Source organism: Streptomyces sp. NBC_01390 (genome assembly GCF_045040105.1).
Taxonomy (GTDB): domain Bacteria; phylum Actinomycetota; class Actinomycetes; order Streptomycetales; family Streptomycetaceae; genus Streptomyces.
In genome coordinates, this window is the sequence record NZ_CP109551.1 from 11,115,632 (window position 1) to 11,131,618 (window position 15,987).

Genomic DNA, 15,987 nt, shown 5'->3' on the forward strand with positions numbered 1-15,987 from the left:
CTTGACCCAGGGGGAAGGAAGAAATGACCGCTCCACGCAGCAAACCAAGACGCTTCGGACGGATCACGGCCGTCGGAGTCGCGCTGACAGCCCTCATGACCGCCGTGACGGGGACGGCCACCCAGGTCGCCGCATCCTCGAAGACGCCGGAGAAGCCGCCCGTACCGTCGCTCGCCTGGACCGACTGCCAGGGCGGCTTCGAGTGCGCGAACGCCGACGTTCCGCTCGACTACCGCAAGCCGCACGGCAAGACCATCACCCTCGCGGTGGTGCGGAAGAAGGCCGCGGACCAGACGAAGCGCAAAGGCACCCTGTTCCTGCAGCCCGGCGGGCCCGGCAACTCCGGTGTCGACTTCGTACGCAACAACTACGCGGATCTGCCGGCCGCACTGCGCGACTCGTTCGACGTCTTCGGCTACGACGTCCGTGGCGTCGGCCGCAGTTCACCGCTGACCTGCTTCGACGACGCGAGGTACACGCGAGCCGTCACCGAGGCGAAGGGCGTGCCCGGCCCGGACGCCTTCGAGCCGGCGCTGCGCCAGGCCGCCGAATTCGACCAGGCCTGTGTGGACAACACGGGCGAGCTGCTGCCGTACATCGGCACCGAATACGTCGCCCGGGACATCGACCTGCTGCGGGAGGCACTCGGGGAGCAGCAACTCACTTACTACGGGCGGTCGTTCGGGTCGTACATCGGAACCGTCTACGCGGCCATGTTCCCCAAGCGGGTGCGGGCCCTGGCGCTCGACGGCGCGTACGACCCCGTCCACTACCGCGACCGTCCGTACGCGTACGACAGGCCGCAGTACCTGGCGCTGGACGGCGCGATGGGCCGCTTCCTCGACTGGTGCGCCGCGGACCAGGCCACCTGCGGGTTCGGCGACGGCGACCCGCGCGCGGCGTTCGAGAAGCTGAAGGCCGACCTGGACGCCAACCCCGTGCCGACCGCCAACGGCGGCCAGGCAGGCGGCTACACGCTGGTCTACCGGCTGATGTTCAACATCAACGAGGGCAAGGTCATCTGGCCCGAGTTCGGCGCGGCACTGCGCAAGGCCCAGCTGCGGGACAACACGTCCTTCCTGCTGAGGCCGCCGTCCCCGGCCAGCTTCGACTTCCTGGGCCCGAACGTGGCGGTCGAGTGCGTCGACCGGGACTATCCGAGCGACCTGGGCCTCCTGAAGCGCAAGGTCACCTCCTTCGCGAAGGCCGCGCCGCTGCTCGGCCCGGCGATGGCGTACGGCCCTCCCACGTACGACCACCAGCACGCCACCGCCTGCGTCCAGTGGACCGGCGGCCACGTCAGCCGCTACGACGGCTCCTACCGGGCGAAGGGTTCGGCGCCGATTCTCGTCCTCGGCACCACCGGCGACCCTGACACCCCGTACCAGGACGCGGTGGCGCTGTCCCGGCAGCTCGACAACGCCTCGCTCCTCACCTTCCGGGCCGAGGGCCACACGGCGTTCGGCCGCAGTGCCTGTGCGACGGATGCGGTCATCGACTACCTGGTGAACCGCAAGGTCCCGGCCGCCGGCACGACCTGCGCGGACGAGACGCAGCCTCCGTCGTCCACACCGACGACGGCTCCTCCCGGCACGACGCTCAGCGAACTCCGTAACGGCGTCAACGAGCGCGTCGAGCGCATCGGCTCCGTGAGCTGACGTTCCCCGTTCCGACCCCGAGGCGCCGGTCCGCCACGACCGGCGCCCCGGGCATCGCGCACCCAGGAGTCAGGAGTGCCGGCCGCCCGGGGTGAGGGCCGGCCGAGGGTCCGCCTGCTGGAGTTCGGCGAGCAACTCACTCTGGCCGGTGATCAGTTCGGTCAGGATCCGACGGGCCGCGCGCAGAAGTTCGGCCACATCGCCGCCGGCCAGGGCATAACTGACGGTGGAGCCCTCCCGGATGGACACCACGATCCCCGAGCGGCGCAGTACGGCCAGTTGCTGGGAGAGGTTGGACGGCTCGATCTCGATCTCGCTGAGCAGGTCACGTACGGGGACGGGGCCGTTCTGAAGCAGTTCCAGGACCCGGATGCGTACCGGGTGGCCGAGCATCCGGAAGAACTCGGCCTTGGCCTGGTAGAGGGGCACCTGCATGGTGAATCGCTCGCTCCCTGCCGCATTCGACGGGCCGCATCCGACCCGGTGGCCCGGTGGCCCGGTTCGTGTCACCACGGGCGGTCCTGCGGACCGATTCTCGTGCATCCGGCCCCGCACGCCCATCGGATTGATCTGATCCCGATGTGCCCAGTTGAAGAAATCTTCAAGTCGTGGGCGTGCGAGGCTACTCAGAACGCGGCTTGCTACACGTCCAGTTGCCCTTCGACGCTCTTGAGCTGGTGGCGGGCCATCGCGAGGTTCGACTTCTTCGCGTCGAGCACGAGGTAGAGGAACAAGCCGTTGCCGCCACGGCCCTTGAGCGGCCGGAGGATGTGGTACTGGGTGCCGAGTGTGATCAGGATGTCCTCGATCTCGCCCTTGAGGCCGAGGTGTTCCATGGTGCGGGTCTTGGCGCGGATCACGTCGGTGTTGCCCGCCGCCGCAACCGTCAGGTCCAGGTCCTTACTGCCCCCGAGCGTGCCCAGCGCCATACCGCTGGTGTAGTCGACCAGAGCGGTCCCGAGCGAGCCCTCGATCGAGGCCATGATCTCCTTGAGGCAAATCTCCACATTGCTCATACCGACGTCTCCTCCGCGTCCTGCGAGGGGCGGGCGTCGCCTCCTCGCCATTGCACGGACCCTATGAAGGGCAGCCGGCCGCTGACCTTGCTGTTTCTGTACTGGCCGAGGGAGCGTCAGAAAAGGCGGATGATGCTACGTATATGACCGCTCATGCCTGCTGAATGACCACCGGTACGGACAACTGGCGCCGTCGTTCACCGCGAGTCACCCATGACAGCCGAGGCCTATCGGGGGGATACGGGGGCACACGGGTCTCACCCTTCGAGAGGAGACACTCCATGCTTGGTATAGGCGCGGCAGTACTGTTCTTCATCGCGTTCCTGATCAACGCCGCCGACATCTCGACGAACGACGCCTTCACGTCCACGAACGTCATGCTGCTCGGCCTGATGCTGCTGGCCCTGCACGTGGCGGGAATCGGAACCGGCTGGTCCGGCCGCAGACGCTGACGGGGTGAACCGTCGGGACCAACGGCCGTGTTTGAGAGGGGAATCCGAGGCGACCCGGGGGGAAGAAGGTTCTTCCGAGCGAGACAGGAGTGGGTGACTGTGGCTGCGGACGAGAAGGCCAAGGCCAAGGGCGAGCAGGCCAAGGGCAAGGTCAAGAAGGTGGTCGGCGGCGCGGTGGGCAACGAGTCCCTGAAGGCGAAGGGCCAGGCCGAGGAGACCAAGGGAGACCTGCGTGCGGCCAAGGAGAAGGCCAAGGACGCGGGTAAGCCCAAGTAGGCGCAGGTCCACTGATTCACGTCCACTGATCCCGGCAGCCGTTTCCACGGGCTGCCGGGATCGGCATGCCACAGGCCGGATGCCGTCGGCTGGGTGAAGACGGGGTCAGACGGTCAGACGGGTTGCCACAGCTCGACTCGGTTTCCCTCAGGATCAGTGACCCAGCCGAATCGGCCGACACCCTCCATGTCCTGCGTTTGCTCGGCCACGTCAGCTCCCTTGGCGCGCAGTTGAGCGAGCATCGCGTCCAGGTCGCGGACCCGGAAGTTGAGCATGGCCTGCTGGGTGCGGGACCCGAAGTAGTCGGTCTCGGCCTCGAAGGTCGCCAACACCGTCGGCCCGGCCTGCGGATGCCACAGGCCGTGCTCGTCGGCATCCACGCCCAGGCAGTCGCGATACCACGCGCTCAGGGTCGCCGGGTCCGCCGCCCGCATGAAGTAACCACCGATTCCCAGCACACGTTCCATGCCGTCATCCTGTCAGGCCGACTCCGTCCCGCAATGCGGCCAAAGGCTTCGAAACATTCGAGAAAATGGTCCTGGAGCATTTACGTTGGTATCCAGAGACGTACGGGTGTGACTAATCGCCAACCCCGTCGGTGGAACGTAATGTGCTGCTGAACAGCAGGAATAACACTCCCGGTTAACCGTCACTCACTTCGAATGTTTCGAAGAAAATACCGAACCATTGACAGTTGATGTGGCCCGGCCAACACTGTCGCGTGTTCCGCAGCCCCCATCGGTCCCCCGAGGACGAGGAGGAAACACGCACATGAAACACGCATCCGCATCCGCATCCGCATCACGGCTCAGGCTGCTCATCAGTGGCGTCTGCACCATGCTGCTGGTCGCCGTGGCCGCACTGACCCTGCCGACCACCGCTCAGGCCGCCACGGTCGTCACCACCAACCAGACCGGCACCAACAACGGCTACTACTACTCCTTCTGGACCGACGCGCCGGGCACCGTCTCCATGACCCTGAACTCCGGCGGCAACTACAGCACCTCGTGGAGCAACACCGGGAACTTCGTGGCCGGCAAAGGCTGGAGCAACGGCTCACGCAGGACCGTGAGTTACTCGGGCAGCTTCAACCCGTCCGGCAACGCCTACCTGGCGCTGTACGGATGGACGTCCAACCCGCTGGTCGAGTACTACATCGTCGACAACTGGGGCACCTACCGGCCCACGGGAACCTACAAGGGCACCGTCAACAGCGACGGCGGCACGTACGACATCTACCAGACGACCCGATACAACGCGCCGTCCGTGGAAGGCACCCGCACCTTCAACCAGTACTGGAGCGTCCGACAGTCCAAGCGGACCGGCGGCACCATCACCACGGGCAACCACTTCGACGCCTGGGCCCGCGCCGGGATGCCGATGGGCAGCTTCAACTACTACATGATCCTCGCCACCGAGGGTTACCGGAGCAGCGGCAACTCCAACATCACGGTGGGCTAGCCATGACCCTCGTGACAGCAAAGCGTCTGCCGTTACTGGTCGCCGCCGCTCTGGCGGCCGCCACCGCCCTCACCGGCCACGTCGCCGCCCCGGCGCAGGCAGCCACCTGCAACGGGTACGTCGGGCTCACCTACGACGACGGCCCGTCCACCAACACGACCGCCCTGCTGGGCGCCCTCACCCGCAACGGGCTGCGGGCCACCATGTTCAACGAGGGCCAGTACGCCGCGGCCAACCCGGCCCTGGTCCGTGCCCAGGTCAACGCCGGTATGTGGGTCGGCAACCACAGCTACACGCACCCGCATCTGACCCAGCTCGGTCAGTCGCAGATCGACTCGGAGATCGCCCGGACCCAGCAGGCCGTCGCCAACGCGGGGGGCGGCACTCCGGTGCTCTTCCGTCCGCCGTACGGCGAGACCAACGCGACGGTGAAGGCGGTCGCGGCCAAGTACGGTCTGACCCAGATCATCTGGGACGTCGACTCGCAGGACTGGAACGGGGCCAGTACCGACGCGATCGTGCAGGCCGCCGCCCGGCTCACCAACGGGCAGGTCATCCTCATGCACGACTGGTCCGCCAACACGCTCGCGGCGGTTCCACGCATCGCGCAGGGCTTGACCGGCCGTGGTCTGTGCGCGGGAAGGATCTCCCCGGCGACCGGACGAGCCGTGGCTCCTTAGCCGACCCCCTCCGACCCCTCCGACCAGGGACAGGCGGCAGTTCCCCACCAGTGGCGCGACGGCCCCCAGCCGTCGCGCCACCGTCTGTCTCGTAAACCATGAACGAGACGACAGTGGGTAGGCGAAATCACGCGACGGAAACAGACAACAAGCTGAGACGACGAAGAACCGATCCACGGGAAGAGTCCTATGGTCACCCCGATCAAAAACCGGGCATCGGATGAACGGGAACCCGCAGCCCTGCGATACAGCGCTGCCTGGGACACGGCAGACGCATCGATCGCCGACGCCCGAGCGGCCGTGCGCGCGCTGCTGGCCGATGCCGGCCACCCCCCTGACCACCGGCCCAGCCAGGACGCCCAGCTGGTCGTGAGTGAGCTGGTCACCAACGCGCTGCGCCACGCCCCAGGTCCGGGCGGCCTGGCCCTGGAGGTGACGCCCGACGCCGCCCTGCTGCGTATCACAGTGCGTGACAACTCCCCACGCCCACCCGAGTTGCGCGCATACGACGTCCGCAGCGTCGGTGGGCACGGCCTGCAGCTGGTCACCAGCCTGTGCGACCAACTGCACACCACCGCCCTGGGCACCGGCAAACAGATCGTCGCTCACCTGCGCCTGCGCGGCCCCGCCGAGTAGCCGCCCCCTCCGACGTCCCCAACTCCGGCCCGCCGAGGGCAAGGGCGGCCCGCAGCTGACCTCAGAGGTGCACCCCGGCGCCCGGTCGAAACCGTCTCTGCCACAGCCGTGTAACAGTGGCCGCACAGGTACAACTACCGTCCCGCCCCGCCGGTCGAACCCGGTGTGTCGCACAACTGCGCCGCGGCGGAACCGGTGCCGCCCGGCGCGACTCCTCTAGTCACGACCGAACTCGGAGTTGAACTGTGCCCAGGAAGTCCCTGTCCACGCGGCTTGTCGTCACGGCCGCGCTCCTGCTCACCGCAGGCGCCCTGTCCACGTCCACCGCGTCGGCGAAGCCGTCCGACGACGCTCCCGTCAGCACCTATGTGCTGACGGTGAGCACCAATCCGACCACCACCGACTACACCCACCGCCGCGTCGACGTCACCGGTACCCTCACCAAGGCCGACGGCACCCCGGTGCCCAACATCCCCGTCGCCGTCCAGGAGGTCGTCCGCTTCACCAGCTGGAACCCCTGGGGCGACCCGATCGACCCCACCGACTACGAGCCGCGCGACCTGGGCACACCGGTCACCGACGCCAAGGGCAAGTTCACCATCCCCCGCGTCGAAATCGACCACGAGACCAGCAGCAGCCTGCTCGACGTTCAGCGCAAGGTGGAGATCACGGCCTCCTACGACGCGGACGGCAACCCCAGCACCCCGCAGGACGACACCTTCGCGCGCACCATCGTGACCACCAAGGCCAAGGCCAGCTCGGTCACCTACACGGTCAACAAGAAGAAGGTGAAGAAGGGCACCATCCTCACCATCCAGGGCAAGGTCGCCCTTCCCAAGGGGATCGAGCGCGGGGGCACAGAGGTCTTCCTGCAGACCTACTGGGAGAACGAGTCCCGTGTGCAGACGACCACTGAGGACGACGGCTTCTTCGTGATGTCCGTGCGCGTGCGGGGCTACGACGACACGTTCAAGCTGCGCACGGCTCCGAGGGATCTCTACGTGGCGGGCACGGTGCAGAAGCTCCCGATCACCAACACCTCGCTCCCGCGCAGGTAACCCTCCAAAAAGGGGCCCGTCGGCCCCGGAGACGGGTCACTCTCGAACCAGCGGAGAGTGACCCTTGGGGCTGCGCTCTACTACCGTTGCTCCGCATGGCCCACACCGACATAGAGATCACCGCGGAACTGGTCCACGATCTGCTGCGCGACCAGCACCCCGACCTCGCCGATCACCCTGTACGGCTCGGCGCGCGCGGCTGGGACAACCAACTGTGGCGGCTCGGCGACGACCTCGCCGTCCGGCTGCCCTGGGCGACGGGGTCCGCGGACATGTTGCTGCGCAAGGAACACACCTGGGTGCCCGCCCTCGCCCCACACCTTCCGCTGAGAATCCCTGTTCCGCAGCGCCTCGGTGAGCCCTCCGAGCGGTTTCCGCGGCCCTGGATCGTCACCACCTGGGTGCCGGGCGAGCCCGCCGACCGCACCCCGGTGACCCGCGCGGCGGAGGCGGCGGACACGTTGGCCGTCTTTCTGACGGCTCTTCACCGGCCGGCTCCCACCGGGGCGCCCGCCGGTCGTGACCGCGGGGGGCCGCTGACCGACCATGCCGAGGGGTTCGCCGGGCAGCTCGCCTCGGCCACCGAGCTGGGGCTGATCCCCGACCCGGACGCCGTCCGCGCGGTCTGGGAGGACGCCGTCGCCGCGCCCCAGTGGACGGGCCCGGCGCTGTGGCTCCACGGCGACCTGCATCCGGCCAACGTGCTCACCACGGACGGCACCTTCTGTGGCGTGATCGACTTCGGCGACCTCTGCGCGGGGGATCCGGCCTGCGACCTCGCCGCCCCTTGGATACTCCTGCCGGACGGTGCCGTCGACCGCTTCTACGGGGCGTACCGGCCGACCCCGGACGCCGCGATCTTGCGACGTGCCCGGGGCTGGGCGGTGCTGCGCGCCCTCAGCGGCCTCCTCATCGCGGATGCCGGCGTCCGCGGCCAACCCGGGGGCAAGCCCACCTGGGGCCCGCCCGCCCAGGCCTCGCTGCGACGCCTCCTCGCGACGGCCTCCCACTGATGGGCTCCGGACACGCCGTGGGCCTCGCTCGACCCGGAGGGCAGACTGCGACCATGCGACTTCCCACCCGGGCGGTCGCGGCCACCGCGCTGATCGAGGTCGTAAGGATGTCCGGCATCCCGATCAGACCAGGCACCCCGTACGTCGGCGAGGTCGTCGCCCACTGGGCCGGGAACGAGGCTGCCGAGGCACTCGCCTTGATCGAAACCCTGCCCGGCAGTGAACAGCACCGCTGCGGCTTCTCGCCGGGCTGGGGCATCCGGGCGTACGAGGACAGCCTCGACCTGGTGTTGTTCGAGGCGGCGTTCTGCTTCAGGTGCCACGAGGTCCGGATGCACGGCACGGTGGTGCCGGCCGAGCTGTCCACGCAGTTCTTCGACGCGGACGCGCCGCCGGCCCGAACTCTCCTGGCCCTGTTCCGTGCGGCGGCCCCGAAGCCGTAAAAACCCATGGGCTTCGGGGCGGGCGTGCGCGATCATGTGCGGAATGGACGCTCGTTTCCTTGGCATCACCGATCTGGTCGAAACTCCGTCTGTGGCGGTCGTGGTCGACGTCATGCGCGCGTTCACCGTGGCTGCCTGGGCCTTCGCCCAAGGTGCGCAGAAGATCGTTCTCGCCGGGTCGCTGGACGAGGCCCTGGCGCTCAAGGCTCGCCACCCGGACTGGGTGGCGCTCAAGGACGGTGCGCCCGCGCCGGGGTTCGACATGGTCAACTCGCCCGGTCTGCTGCGCTCTGTGGACCTGGGCGGACGGACCGTCGTACAGAAGACCACCGCGGGTACGGTCGGCGCCCTGGCGGTGAAGGACGCGCCGCTGGTGCTGTGCGCCGGCTTCGTGGTGGCGGAGGCGACGGCTCAGCTCCTGCGGGCCCGCGGCAGTGACGCCGTCACGTTCGTGGTCACCGGCGAAGACGGGCAGGCCGAGGAAGACCTGGCGTGCGCCCAGTACATCGCCCGGCGGACCACCCAGGCCGAGACGGACGCTGCCGACTTCCTCCGCCGCGCCGCCGAGTCGCGTGCCGCCGCCGAACTGGCGGCGGGGTTGCGTCAAGGAGCCCACCCTGACGACGTCGCACTCTGTCTCGAGATCGACCGCTTCCCCTTTGCCATGGTGGCGACCTCGGAAGACTCGCTCATGGTCCTGCGTCCACACGCGAACTGACACCCGAAGCGGCCGGCTACCGAACAAACCGTGCCCAGATCCAGATGCAGATCCCGGGCCGGGGGTCAGGTGACCGTGAAGTCCTGGAACTCGGCGATCCCACGGGTGCTGGTCCAGCCGTTCGCCGCCGTCATGAAGACCCCCACGTCCTGGGTGGCGGCGGCGCCACCGGGTGTGGCCGTACCGACGGTGGTCCAGGTCGTGCCGTCGGTGCTGGCCTCGCCCATGTAGGCGGAGCCGGCGCGGGTCAGGCGCAGGAACACCGGTGCGGCGAACGAGCCGGCCAGTGCGATCGAGTCGAACGTCCCGTCCTGGCCGGAGTCCCAGGACAGCACGCATCCGTTGGACGGCGTCACGGCCAGGTTGACGTACCCGGGGGAGCCGTCGGCGGACAGGTCGTTGCGGACGATGAGCCCGGCCCGGGCCCACCCGCCGGTGCTGTCCTGCGAGGCGACCCGCACCGTGGCGGTCGAGGCGGATCCGAACGCGCCCGCGCGATGGACGGCGCCGAACTGGTTGGTGCCGCCCCACAGGTCGGCGCCCCCGCCCTCGATGGCCAGCGCGGCGCCCGACTGACCGAAGACGGCGTCGTTGAAGTTCGCGGTCCGGTACGGGTCGCGCACCCCCGTACCGGCCATGAGCCGCACCGACGCGGAGGCCGAACCCCGGGGCGTACCCGCCGAACCCGCCGAGCCCTTCGAGGCGCCACCGCGGTACGAGGCGGTGGCGCGGACACGGGTGACCAGAGCGTCGACGGAACCGGTGAGAGTGATCTCGAAGGCCGCCGAGAACCTCTCGCCCGGTGCGACCGAGGCGGCGGTCACCGCGCCGACCGGCCGGGCGGTCAGCCCCTCCGGCGCCTCGACGGCCAGCGTGACGCCGGTCGCCGGGGCGAACCCGTTGCGGTTGGTGAACTCCACGGTGACCGTCACCGCGCTGCCCTCCACCACCGCGCCCCTGGGGGAGGACGCCGTCAGCGTGACCTGGTGGGTGTCGGCGGCCAGGGTGTCGTGCACCCGTCGAGCCAGCCGGTGGATGTCGCCGCTGGTCTTCGTCGGGTAACTGTCGTGCCGGTGCGCCCAGTCGTCCTCCAGCGCGAACCAGTCGACCGACTTCGGCGGCCGGTTCTGCCGCAGGGCGCGGGACAGCTCCCGGAAGTACAGCGTCCAGCGCGTGAGATAGAGGCCGCCGACCAGGCCCGACCACTCCCGGTTGGCGTAGTCGTGCAGCCCCTCGTCGCTGCTGGGCCGGCCGCCCCAGGTGGTGATGATCGACCGGGCGTCGTACTCCAGTTGGTCCTTCTCGGCCCTTGTGCCGCCCCAGGAACGGGCGTCGGCCAGCCACCTCCCGAGCAGGTGCTGCCCGCTGGTGGCCAGCACCTTGTCCATGAGCTTCATCCAGTCGAGCCAGACGCCGGTGAGCTCGTCGAAGCGGGCCCGGTCGGCCGTGTCGTAGGCAGCCTTGATCTGCGGCAGAAGCAGCCGGCTCCGGTTGGACAGTACCTGCCGGGCCACATCGGCCAGGTCGTAGCGGTACGCCGAGCTGTCGCGCGACGCGGGCGCCACCTGGAGCAGTTCGGTCAGCGCCAGGTCGAAGGCGGTGGTGTCGTAGCGGTCCGCCTCCGGCCCCCAGGCCGCCGCCTTGTTCGCACCCAGGCTCGGACGGGCCCCGAACAGCCCGTCGGGCGCCTCGCTCCAGGAGTCGCGGCGGGTCATGCCGTACGCCGTGCTGCCGATGGTCCTCCAGGCCGCGAGGGCGTGCGGGTCCTCGGCGCCGTACCGGGACACGGCGTACGAGGCGAACCAGTCGTCGAGGTCGATCGTGCCGGGCGTCCAGGCCAGGTCGGTGAGCAGGGCCAGCGCGGCGTGGTTGTTGTCGGCGGCCTCCGGCATGGCGGCGATACCGGCCAGGGCGCTGTCGTCCTTGTCCCGCCACTTCGGGTACTGCTCCACCCAGTCCGGGGCGTTGGCCCCCATCGGGGTGTGTCCGCCGAAGTTCCAGATGCTGCCGAAGGCGTACGGGGTGCCGCCCCAGTCGCTCTCCCGGTCGGTGACCGTCGTATAGCGGTCCGACAGGCCGTCGACGACGAACATCCCGGACCTGTCGACGGCGTCGAGGATGTCCTTGCTGGGGTTGTTCTGCCAGCCGAGGATCGCCCAGACGGCGCCCGGGTGGGCTTTGCGCAGCGCCGCTGCCACGGCCTTCGCGGCCTGTCCCACGGGTACGTCACCGGGGTTGCCGCCCTCGTGCAGCAGATCCATCTTGTACATCGTGCTGTCGCCGAAGCGTTCCGACTGGGCCCGGTAGAAGGCGGCGGCGACCTCGCCGAACGCGGTCGTACGCGGGTCGAGCCAGTCGGGTCGCTTGAAGGCGCCCCAGTCACCCTGCGGTACGACCGCCGCGTCACCGCCGTTCTTCGCGACGAACTCGTCGGGCACGGTACCGAAGTAGCCCGGCAGTACGGGAGTCATGCCCAGCTCGCGCACCCGGGCGGTGATCTTCGCGGCGAGGTCGGCGCGCTTCTCGATGAGCCGCCGGGACACCGGGCCGCCGAACCCCGACATGTTCTGCAGCAGCCACCACGGCTGATGGGCGGGCGCCGGGATCCACGCTCTCAACTCCACGTCGGAGTAGCCGAATCGGCGGAAGGTGTCGTAGTAGACGGCGTCGGCGCCGGTGTAGACGAGGACCTCGTTGATGCCGTGCAGCACGAGGACGTCCAGTTCCCGTTCCCACGCGTCCCAGTCGCGGTAGGGGCCGGTGTAGCCGTCGTTGGTGTCGTTGAGGGCGAACCGGTGCGGCACGTTCGCCGATCCGGTGATCTCACCGGCGGGGGCGGGCAGCAGCCTGGGCAGGTTCAGCTGTTCGCCGTTCCAGGAGATGTCGGCCTTCGCCGCCCGCGCGAGATAGGTGTTGAGCCCGGTGAGCAGGACGGCCGGGCTGGTGCCCTCCACGGTGATCGCCCCAGCCCGACCGGTGACCCGGAAGCGGTCGCTGGTGCCGCCGGTCAGCGCGCGCAGCGTGAGCTGCCGGTGGTGATCGGGGAGCAGCCGTCGCAGCGCGGCCGACGCGGGGGCCGTGTCGAACGGGTTCGTGGGTCGGCCGGCGGTCCCTTCGGCCGCGTGGGCGCCCTGCGGCGGGGACAGCAGCACCACACCGCCGAACGCGGCGGCTCCCGTCAACAGACCTCTGCGGCTGAGCGGTTGATTGCCTGTCATGGACGTCCTCCCAGGACTTTCCGGATCTTCCGACATCAGGCGTTCGACATGAGGCGTTCGGCATCAGAGGTGCGACATCAGGCGACGGTCATCGCGAAGATGTGCAGGGCGGGGCCGCCGCTGCCGAGGCCGTCGCCGACCTTCGGCAGCACGACGGAGCGCAGCTCCTTGTCCGCCAGATCGACGCCGAAGGTGAAGAGGCTGACGGGGTTGTCGTCCCGCCCGGAAGGAGTGTTGCGATACGGCAGCACCACCGCGGCGGAGGCGTACGCCCCGTACCAGTCGGGCACCTCGACGGAGAAGTCCTGCTCCGTGCCGTCCGCGTACACGACCTTCCCGGGGCCCTTGCCCGCGCCCCAGGTGGAGGTGCCGAGGAAGGCCAGCCGCCCGCCCGTGCCGGCCAGCCGTACGGTCTGGCCGGCGGACACCACGTTGTCCGGGTCTCCCGGTTCGGTGTCCGGCCAGGTGAAGGTGGTCCCGTCATAGGTGACCGGGGCCCCAGGGGTCAGCCCGGCCGACGCGAGCGCCTCGGCGGACAGGCTGGAGCCCGAGCCGTCGATGTCGGCGGCGGTGACGTCGTTGTCAGAGGCGATGCCGGCGTTGTCGAAAGCGCCGGCCAACGACTGGTACGGCAGTCTCAGTGACGAGGTCGTGCGGGTGCAGTCGGAGCCGTTCTCGTGCACGTCGAAGATCGCGTGCGCGATGAACGGGAGCACGCCCTCGGCGTCGTCGGAGAGCCGGGTCCGCCAGGTACGGGTCACCGACGCGCCGGGTGCCAACCTGCCGATGGAGGACGCCTGGCCGCCGCCGGCCACCGAGAGGTACAGCACCGTGCCGTGCAGCAGGATCCGTGTGGTGTTGGTGAGTTGGGCCGTCAGCGTCACCGTCTGACCGGGCTCCGGGGCGGTCGGCTCCAAGGTGAGCGACACGGGCGGGGCGAGGAAGTCCTCCTCGGGGCGGTAGGGGCTCACGCTTCCTCCACGGAGAACCGGTCGAAGACCGCGCGGACGGTCGTACCGGGATAGTTGGTGTTGACCGCGCTGGCGACCACGCCGGCGTCCATGGCCCCGCTCGCCGAGGGCACGGTCACGCGCGCGATCTCGCTCCAGGACAGCTCGTTGGTGGTGCTGTACGCCGTGTACGTGGTGCCGGAGCGGACCAGCCGCAGCCAGGACGGGTGCGTCGAACCACCGCCGCCGGCCCAGGTGTCGAGGTGCCCGTCGCCGTCGCTGTCGGTCATGAACTCCAGGCCGAACTGCAGCGACATGGTCAGCACCGCGTAACCGCCCTTGTCGGGCGCGGTCAGGTCGTTGGCGACGGCGATGCCGTACTTCGCGCTGGGGTTGTCGGTGCCGGTGAGGCCGACCGCCTTCACCTGCACCACGCTCGACTCGGCGGCGGAGCCGGGGAGTTGGATGCCCCCCTTCTCGTCGGTGCCGCCCGACAGGTCCCGGCCGCCCGCCCAGATCACCAACTGGCTGCCGTACTGGCCGAACTGGGCGTCGTCGGTGGTGGCGAACGTCCGGTACGGGTCCCGTACCCCGTTGGGCTCGTAGGGCACAGTGACCGTCTTCGAGGACCGGGCGCAGTCGCTGCTGCGCCCGTCGACGTCGAAGACCAGGTGAGCGGTGAACGACACGTTCCCGGCCACGTCGGCCGGCATCGACGTCTGCCAGCGCCGGGTGATCCGCGCGCCGCGCCGCAGGTCGCCGAGCGCGATGGTCTTCGCCGCGGTGAGGGCGCCGGGGTCGATCAGATGGAGCACGGTGTTGCGGAGCGGGAAGGGGCAGTCGTTGGTGAGGACCGCCGTGGCGGTCACTGTGTCCCCACTGGCCGGCTCGGCCGGTTCCGTGGTGACGGTGAGCGATGGCCCCTGGGTGTCGAACTCGGTTCCGGTACGGGTTCCCATGCGGCTCACCGGTCCCAGTCGACGGTGAAGACGTTGGCGACGTCGCTGGGCAGCGACGAGGGGACGGTGATGTGGATCCTGCCGTCACGGCGGGTCCACCGCAGGTTGCCGTTCCTGCCCAGCAGCCTGATCCGGGACGTGGCGCTGACGGGGATGTCGCCGGGCACCGAGAGCGTGCCGCTGGGGGCGCCCAGCACGATGATGTTGAACTTGCCGGGGGAGACGGTGTAGCGGATGCCGAGCGGGCTGCCCTCCTCCTCCGCCCGTACCCAGGGCGTCGACCCGTAGATCGCGGGGCCGTTGGTCTTCAGCCAGGCGCCGATGTCCCGCAGCCGCTCCTGCATGACGTCGGGGATCGTGCCGTCCGGCCTGGGGCCGATGTTCAGCAGCAGGTTGCCGTTCTTGCTGACCACGTCGGCGAGCAGCTGGATCAGGAACTCGGACGTCTTGTAGTCCTCGTCCGGCTCGTGCCTGTTGTAGCCCCAGGAGTAGCCGATGGTCATGCAGCACTCCCACTTCTGCGGGTCCATCGTGGGGTTGGTGCGCTGCTCGTACGTCGCGAAGTCGAAGTGGGTGTCGAACCGGTCGTTGATCACCACACCCTTGGGGTGCCTGCGGTTCTTGGCCCGGTTGTAGTAGTGGGCCATGGGTTCTTCGCTGCGCCACGGCGGGTTGTCGGTGGGCCTGAACCACTGTCCGTCCGCCCACAGCAGTTCCGGGTCATAACGGTCGATGATCTCGTAGAGCTGCTTGAGTTCGTAGTCGCCGACGTAGTCCGCGACCGGCTTGTAGCCGGTCAGCGGGATCTCCTGGTCGGTGTAGAAGTTGCGCATCGGCCGGCCGATCGACGGGTTGAAGAACTCGCCGAGCGAGTAGTAGAGGCCGGGCCGAACCGTGCCGCGTCTGCGGGCCGCGGCCATCAACTCGCCGACGAGGTCCCGTTTCGGGCCGTACGCCACCGAGTGACGGTCCGTCAACTTGCTTGGGTAGAGGGCGAATCCGTCGTGGTGTTTGCTGGTCAGCGCGAAGTACTCGGCGCCCGCCTGCTCGAACAGCCGCACCCAGGCGTCGGGGTCGTACTTCTCGGCCTTGAACTGCGGGATGAAGTCGTCGTAGGTGACGTCCTCGCCGTAGGTGTCGCGGTGGTACTTCCACTCGGCGCTGTCCTTGAAGCTCTGGTACCACAGGTACCACTCGGAGGCGCTCCTCGGCGTCGCGCCGCCGATCGCCGAGTAGACGCCCCAGTGGACGAAGATGCCGAACTTGGCGTCCTTGTACCAGCGCGGCACCGGGTGGGTGTCGAGGGACGACTTGGTGGGCCGGTAGTCGGGGACACCGGTGCCGTTGGTGAGTGCCTGGGCGGTGCCGGGCGGGGCGAGGAGTACGGCGCCGCCGACGGCAGCGGCCGTGGTCATGAAATGCCTGCGGTTGACTGCCATGGAGGTGCCT

At 69.1% G+C, this 15,987-nt stretch carries 17 protein-coding genes; 10 read left to right on the forward strand and 7 right to left on the reverse strand.

The genetic code is table 11. The features are described 5' to 3' along the window. Positions 1–23 precede the first annotated feature (23 nt). Positions 24–1,658, forward strand: a complete 1,635-nt coding sequence (locus tag OG241_RS49570) for an alpha/beta hydrolase (RefSeq protein ID WP_405825755.1) — start codon at positions 24–26, stop codon at positions 1,656–1,658. 69 nt (positions 1,659–1,727) lie between these two features. On the opposite strand, the gene OG241_RS49575 is transcribed toward OG241_RS49570, so the two are convergent. After that, positions 1,728–2,093 carry an ArsR/SmtB family transcription factor gene (locus tag OG241_RS49575; RefSeq protein ID WP_405825757.1) on the reverse strand — a complete coding sequence of 122 codons (366 nt, stop codon included), beginning with the start codon at positions 2,091–2,093 and terminating at the stop codon, positions 1,728–1,730. Positions 2,094–2,299: 206 nt separating this feature from the next. Then, positions 2,300–2,674 carry a hypothetical protein gene (locus tag OG241_RS49580; RefSeq protein WP_405825759.1) on the reverse strand — a complete coding sequence of 125 codons (375 nt, stop codon included), beginning with the start codon at positions 2,672–2,674 and terminating at the stop codon, positions 2,300–2,302. Positions 2,675–2,955: 281 nt separating this feature from the next. Here OG241_RS49580 and OG241_RS49585 point away from each other — a divergent pair, with 281 nt between their 5' ends. Both OG241_RS49585 and OG241_RS49590 read left to right on the forward strand, forming a co-directional pair. Then, the gene (locus OG241_RS49585; RefSeq protein ID WP_405825761.1) at positions 2,956–3,126 is read left to right on the forward strand and encodes a hypothetical protein; all 171 of its coding nucleotides are present in this window, start codon (positions 2,956–2,958) and stop codon (positions 3,124–3,126) included. Positions 3,127–3,225: 99 nt separating this feature from the next. Further along, complete coding sequence (locus OG241_RS49590) at positions 3,226–3,402, forward strand: CsbD family protein (RefSeq protein ID WP_405826863.1); 177 nt, start codon at positions 3,226–3,228, stop codon at positions 3,400–3,402. A 113-nt stretch (positions 3,403–3,515) separates the two neighbouring features. Here the strand turns inward: OG241_RS49590 and OG241_RS49595 are convergent, their stop codons facing one another. Then, positions 3,516–3,869, reverse strand: coding sequence for a VOC family protein (locus OG241_RS49595; RefSeq protein ID WP_405825763.1), 354 nt, complete (start codon positions 3,867–3,869; stop codon positions 3,516–3,518). Between the two features lie 304 nt (positions 3,870–4,173). On the opposite strand from OG241_RS49595, the gene OG241_RS49600 reads away from it, so the two are divergent. The 7 genes from OG241_RS49600 (at position 4,174) to OG241_RS49630 (ending at position 9,411) form a co-directional block, all read left to right on the forward strand. Then, positions 4,174–4,863 (forward strand): glycoside hydrolase family 11 protein, encoded by a 690-nt coding sequence (locus OG241_RS49600; protein ID WP_405825765.1) that lies wholly within the window; start codon positions 4,174–4,176, stop codon positions 4,861–4,863. A gap of 2 nt (positions 4,864–4,865) precedes the next feature. Continuing rightward, positions 4,866–5,543 carry a polysaccharide deacetylase family protein gene (locus OG241_RS49605; RefSeq protein ID WP_405825767.1) on the forward strand — a complete coding sequence of 226 codons (678 nt, stop codon included), beginning with the start codon at positions 4,866–4,868 and terminating at the stop codon, positions 5,541–5,543. A gap of 189 nt (positions 5,544–5,732) precedes the next feature. Then, a complete protein-coding gene (locus OG241_RS49610) occupies positions 5,733–6,179 on the forward strand; it encodes an ATP-binding protein (RefSeq protein WP_405825769.1) in 447 nt (148 codons plus the stop codon). Between the two features lie 245 nt (positions 6,180–6,424). Further along, complete coding sequence (locus OG241_RS49615) at positions 6,425–7,237, forward strand: acyl carrier protein (RefSeq protein ID WP_405825771.1); 813 nt, start codon at positions 6,425–6,427, stop codon at positions 7,235–7,237. A gap of 95 nt (positions 7,238–7,332) precedes the next feature. Then, the gene (locus tag OG241_RS49620) at positions 7,333–8,250 is read left to right on the forward strand and encodes an aminoglycoside phosphotransferase family protein (RefSeq protein ID WP_405825773.1); all 918 of its coding nucleotides are present in this window, start codon (positions 7,333–7,335) and stop codon (positions 8,248–8,250) included. Positions 8,251–8,303: 53 nt separating this feature from the next. Further along, the gene (locus tag OG241_RS49625; RefSeq protein ID WP_405825775.1) at positions 8,304–8,693 is read left to right on the forward strand and encodes a hypothetical protein; all 390 of its coding nucleotides are present in this window, start codon (positions 8,304–8,306) and stop codon (positions 8,691–8,693) included. Positions 8,694–8,736: 43 nt separating this feature from the next. Further along, positions 8,737–9,411 (forward strand): 2-phosphosulfolactate phosphatase, encoded by a 675-nt coding sequence (locus OG241_RS49630; RefSeq protein ID WP_405825776.1) that lies wholly within the window; start codon positions 8,737–8,739, stop codon positions 9,409–9,411. Between the two features lie 65 nt (positions 9,412–9,476). Here OG241_RS49630 and OG241_RS49635 read toward each other — a convergent pair whose 3' ends face one another. From OG241_RS49635 to OG241_RS49650, 4 genes are all read right to left on the reverse strand, one after another. Then, the gene (locus OG241_RS49635) at positions 9,477–12,629 is read right to left on the reverse strand and encodes an alpha-N-acetylglucosaminidase TIM-barrel domain-containing protein (protein WP_405825778.1); all 3,153 of its coding nucleotides are present in this window, start codon (positions 12,627–12,629) and stop codon (positions 9,477–9,479) included. Between the two features lie 77 nt (positions 12,630–12,706). Then, positions 12,707–13,600, reverse strand: coding sequence for a beta-glucosidase (locus tag OG241_RS49640; protein ID WP_405825780.1), 894 nt, complete (start codon positions 13,598–13,600; stop codon positions 12,707–12,709). After that, positions 13,597–14,538 carry a hypothetical protein gene (locus tag OG241_RS49645; protein ID WP_405825781.1) on the reverse strand — a complete coding sequence of 314 codons (942 nt, stop codon included), beginning with the start codon at positions 14,536–14,538 and terminating at the stop codon, positions 13,597–13,599. The genes OG241_RS49640 and OG241_RS49645 overlap by 4 nt, the downstream gene beginning before the upstream one ends. Positions 14,539–14,543: 5 nt before the next feature. Continuing rightward, on the reverse strand, positions 14,544–15,977 hold the full coding sequence (locus tag OG241_RS49650; protein ID WP_405825783.1) for an alpha-L-fucosidase: 1,434 nt from the start codon (positions 15,975–15,977) through the stop codon (positions 14,544–14,546). Positions 15,978–15,987 lie beyond the last annotated feature (10 nt).

Bases quoted from the DNA above. Each gene is read 5' to 3' on its own strand.
- OG241_RS49570 (WP_405825755.1), top strand. From the start codon at position 24: ATGACCGCTCCACGCAGCAAACCAAGACGCTTCGGACGGATCACGGCC.
- OG241_RS49575 (WP_405825757.1), bottom strand. From the start codon at position 2,093: ATGCAGGTGCCCCTCTACCAGGCCAAGGCCGAGTTCTTCCGGATGCTC.
- OG241_RS49580 (WP_405825759.1), bottom strand. From the start codon at position 2,674: ATGAGCAATGTGGAGATTTGCCTCAAGGAGATCATGGCCTCGATCGAG.
- OG241_RS49605 (WP_405825767.1), top strand. From the start codon at position 4,866: ATGACCCTCGTGACAGCAAAGCGTCTGCCGTTACTGGTCGCCGCCGCT.
- OG241_RS49630 (WP_405825776.1), top strand. From the start codon at position 8,737: ATGGACGCTCGTTTCCTTGGCATCACCGATCTGGTCGAAACTCCGTCT.
- OG241_RS49620 (WP_405825773.1), top strand. From the start codon at position 7,333: ATGGCCCACACCGACATAGAGATCACCGCGGAACTGGTCCACGATCTG.
- OG241_RS49595 (WP_405825763.1), bottom strand. From the start codon at position 3,869: ATGGAACGTGTGCTGGGAATCGGTGGTTACTTCATGCGGGCGGCGGAC.
- OG241_RS49610 (WP_405825769.1), top strand. From the start codon at position 5,733: ATGGTCACCCCGATCAAAAACCGGGCATCGGATGAACGGGAACCCGCA.
- OG241_RS49635 (WP_405825778.1), bottom strand. From the start codon at position 12,629: ATGACAGGCAATCAACCGCTCAGCCGCAGAGGTCTGTTGACGGGAGCC.
- OG241_RS49600 (WP_405825765.1), top strand. From the start codon at position 4,174: ATGAAACACGCATCCGCATCCGCATCCGCATCACGGCTCAGGCTGCTC.
- OG241_RS49625 (WP_405825775.1), top strand. From the start codon at position 8,304: ATGCGACTTCCCACCCGGGCGGTCGCGGCCACCGCGCTGATCGAGGTC.
- OG241_RS49650 (WP_405825783.1), bottom strand. From the start codon at position 15,977: ATGGCAGTCAACCGCAGGCATTTCATGACCACGGCCGCTGCCGTCGGC.
- OG241_RS49585 (WP_405825761.1), top strand. From the start codon at position 2,956: ATGCTTGGTATAGGCGCGGCAGTACTGTTCTTCATCGCGTTCCTGATC.
- OG241_RS49645 (WP_405825781.1), bottom strand. From the start codon at position 14,538: ATGGGAACCCGTACCGGAACCGAGTTCGACACCCAGGGGCCATCGCTC.